Annotated in this window: 7 protein-coding genes and 1 pseudogene; 5 read left to right on the forward strand and 3 right to left on the reverse strand. The window is 70.6% G+C overall.

Annotated elements, in window-relative coordinates:
• Window positions 1-331: 331 nt before the first annotated feature.
• Window positions 332-2,332 (reverse strand): PE-PGRS family protein, encoded by a 2,001-nt coding sequence (locus ACFWBF_RS28605; RefSeq protein WP_385606948.1) that lies wholly within the window; start codon window positions 2,330-2,332, stop codon window positions 332-334.
• A gap of 696 nt (window positions 2,333-3,028) precedes the next feature.
• On the opposite strand from ACFWBF_RS28605, the pseudogene ACFWBF_RS28610 reads away from it, so the two are divergent.
• The 5 genes and pseudogenes from ACFWBF_RS28610 to ACFWBF_RS28630 all read left to right on the forward strand — a co-directional run.
• A pseudogene (locus ACFWBF_RS28610) lies at window positions 3,029-3,602 on the forward strand (PP2C family protein-serine/threonine phosphatase); the annotation flags it as partial.
• 98 nt (window positions 3,603-3,700) lie between these two features.
• Window positions 3,701-4,102, forward strand: coding sequence for an ATP-binding protein (locus ACFWBF_RS28615; RefSeq protein ID WP_385606950.1), 402 nt, complete (start codon window positions 3,701-3,703; stop codon window positions 4,100-4,102).
• A gap of 270 nt (window positions 4,103-4,372) precedes the next feature.
• Window positions 4,373-4,699, forward strand: coding sequence for an STAS domain-containing protein (locus ACFWBF_RS28620; RefSeq protein ID WP_385606952.1), 327 nt, complete (start codon window positions 4,373-4,375; stop codon window positions 4,697-4,699).
• Window positions 4,700-4,901: 202 nt separating this feature from the next.
• A complete protein-coding gene (locus ACFWBF_RS28625; RefSeq protein ID WP_385606954.1) occupies window positions 4,902-5,528 on the forward strand; it encodes a hypothetical protein in 627 nt (208 codons plus the stop codon).
• Window positions 5,529-5,747: 219 nt separating this feature from the next.
• A complete protein-coding gene (locus ACFWBF_RS28630; protein WP_385606955.1) occupies window positions 5,748-6,713 on the forward strand; it encodes a Dyp-type peroxidase in 966 nt (321 codons plus the stop codon).
• A gap of 131 nt (window positions 6,714-6,844) precedes the next feature.
• Here the strand turns inward: ACFWBF_RS28630 and ACFWBF_RS28635 are convergent, their stop codons facing one another.
• Complete coding sequence (locus ACFWBF_RS28635) at window positions 6,845-7,192, reverse strand: hypothetical protein (RefSeq protein ID WP_385606957.1); 348 nt, start codon at window positions 7,190-7,192, stop codon at window positions 6,845-6,847.
• Window positions 7,193-7,194: 2 nt separating this feature from the next.
• On the reverse strand, window positions 7,195-10,238 hold a 3,044-nt coding region (locus ACFWBF_RS28640; RefSeq protein WP_385606959.1), incomplete at its 5' end, for a polymorphic toxin-type HINT domain-containing protein.

A 10,238-nucleotide genomic window follows, 5' to 3' on the forward strand; every position in this document is an offset into this window, starting at 1 on the left:
GAAGTCCGAGGCGTACGGGTCCGACGCCGGGAGAGGCGTGCACGAGCGGCTCGCCCTCGGGATCAGGGAGACCGGCGCTGCGGGTGAGCGCCTGCTGCGCGCGCCCGCCCCGCTCTGCCGATCGCCGAGCGCCTCATCCAGATCGGCGCCCTTGGGAAGCCCGTATGCACCCGTACTCGGATCTCCAGCCCGCTGGCACCCGCGCCGCCGACCTCAAAGCCCTCGCTACACCAGCCTGGGAAGCGCCGGGTGTCCGCCGGGTGAGCGAGGTTGGCGAAGCTCGCTGTTGGACGTTGCGGAATTGCGGAATGGAATCACCATCGGCTGCACCTCAAGCTGCCGGCTTGGTGGTTGGCAAGGGCTGCAGCAACCGGAACATCCACTCCATTACAGGGGCCGGCACGGCCGGGTGCCGGGCAGCAGCCTGCGCGGTGTCGGGATCGTGAAGCAGCCGAACGAGTACGCGCGCGGGAAGCTGCGGGTGCCCCGCGGCTGCGTGGCGCACGCGGGAGTGGGCGTCGTCGAGGAGACGTACCGCCGAGGCGGTGGTCAGCCGCGGATCGGCGGCGGCGCGCCGGCGCACCTCTTCGCTGGCGTCGCGGCCGAATCGCTCTACCAGTTCGGCCGTCGATTCAGGGTCGTCAAGGGCCAGTTGACGCAGGCGCGGGTTCGGATCATCTGCGTACTGGAGAAGATCGTGACGGGGGAAGTTTTGATGGCCGCGGGGGCGGTCGGGGGTGCTGAGGCTGCCGGTCCACCACAGCCAGACCCTCAAGAGCATGTCTGCTGGTGCATCGTCGCAGGACTCGGCCAGGAAGAGCTGTACGACATGGTCCTCGTCGTTTGCAAGGATCGCCACGATGTCCGGCGGCAGATGCCTGGCTCTGGCGACGCTCCTGCGTATGAGGGGGTGGGAGGAGGCCGCCAGGCGGCGCATGGCGTCGGCGCTCTCGTGCAGTGCGGTGACCCACTTGAGCGGGGAGCAGTGGCCGCGTGGATCGAAGTCGTAGTCGATGGCCGCGCGCTGTTCCTCGGTGAGGGCCGGATGGGTGGCCGCGACGGAGCGCACGTTCCCGTCGGGGTCTGCGGCGAGGAGTTCGACCACATCCGAATCCAGGCGGTGGTTGCCGGCGAGACGGCAGCGTTGGGCCGGATCGCCGTGCTGGATCAGGTGCTCGGCGAGGTCGCGCTCCAGCCGGCAGGTTTCGGCAGCTTGGTCGCCGAGTCCCTCGGAGTCGAAGACTGCCCGAGGCATGGGGTGGTCCCTGTGGTGTCGGAGGAGTGCTGCGATGCGGACCTTGCTGTCGGGGTCATTGAGGAGGGTGGCTCTCGTCCGGCCGTCGAGGTGAGGCCAGGCGTTCCGGCAGGCGGCGGCTCGCACAGTCTGGCTGGGGTCGGCGGCCAGGGTGATGGCCAGTCGCGTCGGTATGCCGGACAGGCGGGCGGTCTCTTCGCGGACCTTGTCGGAGGGGTCGGCGGTGAGCTGCTCGTATGCCGTGTCGGTGAGGGTGGCGCCGCGGTCTGCCGCGAGCATGGTGAGGATCCATCGGTGCCGGGCATCCTGTTCGCCGAGGATCAGCCGGCCCCACTGTTCAGGCGTGATGTTCGGCTGGGCCTCAGCCAGCAGTCCTCGTACCTTCCATTCCGGGTGGGTCAGGGCCGCCTCGACCACGGCTGTCGGCAAAGGGAGCCACAGAGCGTGGTGCGACAGGCCCACCAGGCTGCCCCGGACGTCCTCGGGTGTGGCCGGGTTGAGTACCAGGCCGTGTGCCCACGACTCACGCGTCCGCTCCGAAGGCAGTGGTTCCTGGAGGAGGGATTCCCATGCCCTTGTCCGCTCCGCCTCGGTCTCTTGAGCTGCGGTTTGCGCGGCCGCTTCCCGCCGCTCTCCGATTCGGTCGATGACGGTGAGTCGGAGCTCGCCGTCGGCAGGGGTCGTCGCCAGGAGGGTGTCCCCATCCATCGCGAGCGTGACGAACACGGGCTCTCCCGGTCGTTCGCCCAGCACCCCGGCGAAGTCCCACTGAGCGGTGAGTCGCACGCGTGTCCAGAGCCTGGGCATGCAGCTCGTCCAGCTGCGGACGACGTCGATCAGGAAGACGCCGTCCTCACCGATCACCCCGTGTTCGACTGCGTGCCGGTGCCATTGCGCGTTGAACTCGGCAACCACGTTCGGCCGGTCTGCACGCAGCGACACGTACGGCTCGCTCTCGCCCGCCAGGATCGGGCGCCATGCGGCCTGGGGTGGCAGCACGTCCTCGGTCCGCCAGCCCCCCACAACTTCCAGCCCGGCACGTTCCAGCAGCTCTACGAGCTTTTCTCCACCAGTCACAAGGCTTCATCCTGCACGAGTCGCTTTCTTTCGCCTTCGGCGGCGGAGCACTACGGAGCAGTCCTTGCCTGCGGATCACCTCGGCGGCGTGCTCGCCGCGGTGTGCGCCGGACAGCTCTGCCCAGAGGGTGGCCTGTCTGAGCGAGAGCCCGAGGAGCTTGCTGGAAACGGCGGCCGGCAGCTCGGGCGCGAGGAGCCTCGGCGGTTGCCTGTGGGTTCGGCGGCGAGGGCGTCCAGGGGCGGGGGCAGGGTGATGGGTTGCCGGGCGAGCCGGATGGAGGTACCGGTCTCGGAGTGCTCCAGCCGTCGGCGGGCAGGCGGCAGGTCCGGCTGACGGGCTGGCCGAAGAGCAGCACGAGGAGGCCGGCGAAGCGGACCCGCGTCGGCAGGGCGTCGCCGTGGAGGAGCCGGCGGACCGTGTACCAGAGGTGCTCTTGGGCGGGTGAAGTGCTTCGGCTGCTGTGGAGGCTGCGTCGGCAATGCAGGTTGCGCGTGTGCCCTCGGTGGATGCACCGGCGCAGGAAGTTGGTGGAGGGGCGAATCCGGTTCGGGACGGTGAACCAGCTGTCGACGTGGAGCCGGGTCACCGAAGTGAGCGAGCTGTGATGGTCGTGCAGCCATGCGGGGAGCTGGATCGCCGTGCGAACCTCCCGCCCGACGACGGTCGCCTGCCCCTGCTGATCGGCTGGCGGCCGGAGTGCCACCGACGCCATGGGCCACGACGTCCAGGCCTCGCTCATGGCCACCCTGCTGGTCAACGCCTCCCGCGGCGCCCACCGTGCCGGATGCGACCTCGCCGAACAGGCCAGCCAGGTCCACCAGGCCCTCGTCGATCACGGTAACCGCGCCTTCGCCACCGGCCAGCTCCTGCGCATCGCCCTGGACGGAAGCTGTGCCCAGCTCGTCAACGCCGGCCACCCCTGGCCCCCTCCTCCTGCGCGAGGGTGCGGTCACCGAACTGCGCCTGGCCGTGAACCTGCCCTTCGGCTACGCCGGCCTCAAGGGCCCCTACCAGGTCCAGGACCTCGACCTGCAAGCTGGTGACCGCCTCCTGCTCCACACCGACGGCATGCAAGAACGCGAAGCCGACACCGTCGACCTCCCCGTCCTCCTACGCAAAACCGCCACGGAGCACCCGCGCGAAGTCGTACGCGCCCTGGTCGCCGCGGTCAGCGACGCCTACGACGGCCGCCCGCCGAAAGACGACGCCACCGTCCTGTGCCTCGACTGGCACGGACCCCGCGGCGAAAGCCGAGTCGCGAACACCTGACGAAGGGGCAGGCAAGACCGATACGGGCGGGGCGAATAGGGTGGACACCCGCAGAGGGGGCAGGTGCCGTGCAGGCCCACGATGTGGAGGGAGAACCAGTGGATCCGCCCGTGCTCGTCCTCGACCGGCCCGTGCCACGCACCGGCCGGCCCGCGACGACAGCACGGGGCGCTACCCACGACTTCCTCCACCACGCGGCCCAGGTCAGAGCCCCCGCCCGGCCCGAATACACCGACGCGGTCGTCCTGGTCGTCACCGAACTCGTCACCAACGCGATCCGCCACACCGACGGACCCGCCGCCCTCCACCTCGAACTCCTCGACGACCACATCGAAATCCGCGTCACCGACACCAGCCCCCACCCGCCGGCCCCCCGCACCCCCCAGACCGATGGAAGCGGCGGCTACGGATGGCACCTCATCGACCGCCTCACCACATACACCCACACCGAACCCGCCCCCGACGGCGGCAAAACCGTCTGCGTCCACGCCCCCTGGTAGAACACCCGGGCGCGCGGTCTCGCCGTGCCGGCAGCGCATGGCCGGGCCTGGTCTGGCCTTTGCGGCGGGAGCATGACAGGCTCAAAGGACCAACCAGCCTGGTCTGGTGGGAGACCCCGCGCCGCCGGGAGGCCAGCCTCGGGTGGCCGGTGGAGGGTACGGGTGGTCTCGCTCGGCTGTGCACGGCCCCGTGCCGCGCGCTTGACGGCCTCCCCGCGCCAATGCCGGGAGCCGACCGTAATGGGCTCCGATCCGAAGGCGGATCAGACCATGCACCCCACCCTGACCATCGACACCACCGCGCAAAAAGGCCGGACCGTCCTGACCATCACCGGCTCCCTCGACATGGACAGCTGCCCCCACATCACCGCGGCCACCGACATCCTCGTCCTCGAAGGCCACGCTCTCGCCCTGGACTTGTCGGGCGTGACCTTCATGGACTCCAGCGGCCTCAACATGCTCCTCAACCTGCGCAACCGCACCCAAGCCGAAAACTGCGCGCTGGAACTGTCCGGCCTCCCCGACCAACCGCTGAGGGTCCTGGACATCACCGGCGCACGCGACCTGTTCATCCTCCGCCCCGCCCTCACCCCGTAACGTGCCTGCGCGAGCGGTCGCCCTTCCCCAGCAGCTCACCGCAGGCTGACCCGTCAAAATCCCGGTCCGGTCCGCCCCGAGGGCCTACTCGCTCCGGCCTGGGACGGGCCGGGTAGAGGGTCTCGCTGCACGTGCTGCACTACGTCGGACGGTCAAGGACAACGTCGACCTGGCGGTCCGCGGCGGCAAGGATGGCATGTACGTGACGTACTCGTCCGCCTCCACCGTCCCCTTCGGCCATTTGCCGTCCGACTACGCCGGCGGCTACCGGTCGGTCCAGGGCGGTGTCACCACCGATGTCCTGGGCGTCAACTACCAGCTGATGAAGTACCTCAACAGCAGCGCCGGCCGCGTCGGCATCGTCATGACGGACTTCCCTGGCTGGGGCCTGGTGAACGCGATCATCGACCACAACAACGACAACGCCGTCAAGGGTGGCGACCGGGCGATCTGGCTGGTCAACGCCGACAAGACCTACGTCAACAGCCAGTACAACCGGTGCATGGTGCGGGGCCCGGAGTTCGACAGCTCCAAGACCGGCGGCCTGGTCACCCAGCGCGCGTGCCAGTCGCCCGCGCCCAGCAGCCACCAGTGGGGAGCCGAGAAGCCGTCGTACGACGGCAAGGGCCACTACTGGATCAAGGCGAGCAACGGCAAGTGCCTGACCGTCCCCTACAACAACGGCATCCCGACCAAGCTCGCCACCACGACCGGCTCCCGGCCGGCCTACACGTTCATCAACAACTGGACGGGCCAGTGCCTGTCGATGGACCCGGAAACCGCCTCCGCCTCGGGCGGCAAGGTCACCCAGGACACCTGCCCGAAGTAGCGCCCCCCAGCACGCTTCCTGGCCGTCCCTCCTTCCCGGAGGGGCGGCCAGGCACCGAGCGACCAGCGAGGCCAACCCAGGAAGACGCGCCGAGTCCTGAAGAATCCCAGCATCAGGGACGCTTCACCGTTCGCTGATGCAGCATGGAAATCCCTACGACGCTGCACCAGCGGACAGGCGGCAGGCCCTGCCAACCCCACCATCGAGAGGACGACTCCGTTGCGCGACCTGCCTCAGCCCGTACTCAGTCCGCTGACCACCGCCTCGCTCTTCCTCGTCCTCACCGTCGATCCGGGCGGCGAGCCCGTCGTCCGGGAGCTGCTCGCCGACCTCGCGGGGCTGCAACGCTCGGTCGGTTTCGGCTATCCGGACGGGCGGCTCAGTGTCGTCGCGGGCATCGGCGCCACGGCCTGGGACCGGCTGGTGGACGGTCCGCGCCCGGCGCAGCTGCACCCGTTCCGGGAGCTGCGCGGCGCCCGCCACCACGCCCCGGCCACCCCGGGCGACCTGATCTTCCACATCCGGGCCGCCCGCCAGGACCTCTGCTTCTCCCTCGGCTCGGAGATCATGACCCGGCTGCGGGGCTCCGTCGCCGTCGCCGACGAGGTGACCGGTTTCAGCTATCTGGACCAGCGCGACCTGCTCGGCTTCGTCGACGGCACGGAGAACCCGGTCGGGCAGGAGGCCGCCGACGCCGTGCTGATCGGCATCGAGGACCCGGCCTTCGCCGGGGGCTCCTACGTGATCGTGCAGAAGTACGTGCACGACCTCGATGCCTGGAACCGGCTGCCCGTCGAGCAACAGGAGCAGATCATCGGCCGGCGCAAGTTCAGCAACACGGAGCTCAACACCCCCGGATCCCACGTCGTCCTCAACACCCTCACCGACCCGGACGGTACCGAACGGAAGATCCTCCGCGACAACATGCCCTTCGGCAGCCCCGGCCGGTCCGAGTTCGGCACCTACTTCATCGGCTACGCGCGCACGCCGGACGTCACCGAGGAGATGCTCCGGCACATGTTCCTCGGCGACGGCCCCACCAGCCACGACCGGATCCTCGACTTCTCCACGGCAGTCACCGGGACACTCTTCTTCGTGCCCCCGGCCGGCTTCCTGGACGACCTGGCCAACGAGGACGAGCTACCGACCGCAGCCCGGGGCTCGGCCGACACCGGTAACCCGTGAACGACCCTCACGCAGGCTAGTGCTGTGGGCGGAGAGTGTTCCTGAACCGCCGGGACACGGCTCGGGCCCCGCCGGAGTGATCTCCGACGGGGCCCGTCCGGTGCGCGACCGGTCAGCCTCTGTTCAACGGCTCAGTCGCTGGTGTCGTCCGGCCGGTCTTCCCGCTCCGCCGTACGGACCGCCAGCAGGGCGCTCTCCAGGGCGTCGCGCAGGAACGGCCGTGCGTCCGCGACGTCGGCCTTCTCCAGGAGCACGGAGAGGAAGTCCGCGTCCGGGTATCCGGCGGCCCCGGTTCGTGTGGCCCACGCCTGCGACCACACGCAGATCATCATCTCGTTGCAAGCCCTGGCCCGCTCCACGACGACCGCACCGGCCTCGGTGAAGGCGCCGCGGGCCGCGACGGCGAGCCGGTGACCCAGCGCCAGCAGGAACAGTTCCCTGGAATCCGATCCCAGCGCGGCCCGGACGTCCTCGCGCACGGTCACTGGTCCATGTCCCAGAAGTCCTCGTCCGTCATCTTCTTGCCTTCGGTGTAGGACTCGCGGGGGAGCGAGTCGACGTCGTACCCGCGGGACCGGAGGACCGCGACCCGGGTGTTCCCGTTCATGATGGTGCCGTCCGCCTTGACGATCAGCGGCTCCTGCCCGCCACTGCGCAGCGAGAAGACGATGTCCTCGGTGTCCTGCTTGTGCCAGAAGTCCAGCGAGCTCTTGGCGAGTGAGCTGTCCGGGTGCAGCGACTTGAGCGGCGGGCCGCAGGGCGTCGTGTTGTGGACCAGGACCGGGGTCGGCCCGGCCAGCACGTAGAAGGTGTGCAGGCCGTCGACGGTCAGATTGTAGGCGGGCTGGAGGGTCTTCCAGTGGCGCACCGCGCTGATGCGCACGCTCGTGCCGTCGTCCGTGCGCAGTTCCTCACCGACGGTGAGCTCGGCCGCGTCCTTCCACGTCTTCGCGGTCTTTGACCAGAAGGGGTGGTGGTCGGTGGCCGTGAGCAGCCCGCCGCCGGCCAGGGTGAGATCGGTGAAGTCACGGTCGTCCGGCGTGTAGATGGTCGCGGTGACACGGCGCGGACCGGCCACACCCGTCTCCGGGTCGGTGGCGAGGACCATGTCCCCGATCCTGACCTCTTCGATCGGACGGGTGGAGCCGTCGCCCCGCAGCACCCGGGTCCCGGCCGGGAAGCTGTTGGCGGCGCCGATCAGGCACTCCGTCACCTTCTTCAGACGGCGTGACTCGGCCGCGGCCTCGACGCCCTCCAGGCCCCACTTGAGGACCTTGGCGCCCTTGCCGACCGGCAGCACGCCGACGACGGCCATCGCGCAGTCACCGAAGTTGGGGTCCTCAATGCACTTCTTGATGTCGGAGATGCCAGTGAGCTCGAAGACGAGGTCCCGGATCGCGGGGTCGATCTTGGGCATCTCCAGCACCGCGTCCCCGGGTGCCATCAGGCAGTTGCGCCAGGCGAACTCCTCACGGGTCAAGTGCGGGATGCAGCGTCGCGGCTCCTTCTTCTTCGCCGTCTCCTGTTCCTTCTTACGCAGCTCCTCGGCCTTGCGACGTGCCTCGGCCTCTTCGGCCTCGCGCTTCTTCTGGACTTCGCCCCAGGCCTGGAGGGCCAGGCCGGTGGCTTCTTCGGCGCTCTTGCCCGCGGCGACGGCGTGGCTGCGGGCGAGGGTGGCGGAGTCGTTGGCCTCGACGGCCGACTGGCGGGCGTACTGGGCGGAGAACTCGGCCTGGGCGGCGGAGTCTGCCGCAGCGTCGGCGTCGGCGTCCGCCCGGGCGGCGGCGGCGCGCGCGGTGCTGGCGGACTTGGCGGCCTGGTTGGCGCTGGTCTGCGCGGCGTTGGCGGAGTTGGTGGCGTCGGTGGCGTACTTACCGGCCGCCTCAGCGGACTTCTTCGCCTCGTTGTAGGCGTTGTCGGCCTCGGCCGCGGCCTGGTTGGCCTTCGCGGCGGCTTCTGCGGCCTTCCAACGGTTCTGCTGGGCCTTCGCGGCGATCACGGAGGCCTCGGCGATCAGCCGGTCGACCTGGTTCACGTGGTGCGCGGCGAGCTGGTCCTTGCGGTCGGCCATGTACTGGCCGACCGCGACGAACTCGTGCAGCTGGTCGGCGGGACCGGCGAGCGCGATCTTCGCCGCGGCCTTCACCTCCGGGCCGCCGGCCGTGACCAGCTTGGAGGCGATGACCTCCTCGTCGGTTCGGCGTGCCGTGTACTGGCCGACGTTGACGAACGAGCTCATCGCCTGGCCGGTTCCCTTGGCGAGGGCCGCCCTCGAGGCGTCCTTCACGCTCGGGCCGCCGGTGTTGTTGATCTGCGAGACTCGCACCGCCAGGTCATCAGTACCAGTGACGTACTGACCGCTGGCGTAGAAGTCCGCGACCTGCTGGTCACTGCCCTTCAGCGCGTTCGCCGCGGCGGTACGCACGCCCGGGTAGGGGCTCTGGGTGCTGAGCTGGTAGACCCGCTCGTGGACCTCGTGGCCACCAGCCCGGTTCCAGCCGCCGCGCAGGTACTCCACCACGGCGGCGTCGCTGCCGGCGAGGGCGCGTCCCGCCTCTTCCTGGCTCCAGGGACCCCGGAGCTTGAGGGCCTTGAGCGCGAGGGCCCGGCCCTTGGCGGCGGTCGCCTTCACGTCGACGTCGGGCTTGTCCGCTTCGGCCTTGAGGGCCGTCGCGGTGGTGTTGAGCGCGAGGATGTCGAGCTGCTCGGCGGCGGCCTTCGCCACGTACTCCTCAGCCTGGGCCTTGCGGGACTTGGCGCGCTCGATGGCGGCCTCGGTGCGGGTGGCCAGGTCGGCCGCCTCCGCGTCCCTGGCGATGGCGAAGACCTTCTTGGCCGTCTCCACGGCCGCGCCGGCCGCGTCCGCCGCGGTCTTCGCCGCGGCCGCGTGCTTGTTGGCCTGCGCTGCGGCTGCCGCCGACTCTCCGGCGTGCTTGGCTGCTTCTTCAGCGGCGGCCGCGGCGTTGTCTGCGTGCGTGGCGGCCGAGCGGGCGGCGTCGCGGGCCTCACCGGCGGCTGCCGCGGAGCGGGCCGCGAGCGCGGTGGCGCTGTCGGCGGCGCGGTTGGCGGCGTTGGCGTGGCGGCGGGCATCGGCGGCGGCGTTGCGCGCCTCGGCCGAGTGGTTGCCCGCCGCGTCGGCGTAGTCGTTGGCCTGCTCGGCGGCCGAAGCCGCCGCGTCCGCGTTGGCTCCCGCGCTGCGGGAGGCGGCGGCGGCGTCACCGGCGGCGGAGGAGGCGATGCGGGCCTGGTCGGCAGCGGCGGCCGAGTCACGGGCCAGCGCGGCGGCGGCGCGGGCGGTGGCCGCCGCGTTGCGCGCGTCAGCGGCCTTGCCCGCGTCCCCGCCCGCGGCGATCGCCGCGTTGTAGGCCTCGTTGGCGGCGTTGGCCGCCGCCGCTGCGGCGCTGGCGGTCTGCGCGGCGGCACTCGCCGCGATCCGCGCGGCACGGTTGGCGGCGTTGGCCGAACCAATCGCCTGCTGGGCGGCGGAGGCGGCGGCGCGGGCCGCGGCGGCGGCCTGCGTCGCCT

This window comes from Streptomyces sp. NPDC060028 (assembly GCF_042736725.1).
In the GTDB taxonomy this organism is placed as follows: Bacteria; Actinomycetota; Actinomycetes; order Streptomycetales; family Streptomycetaceae; genus Streptomyces.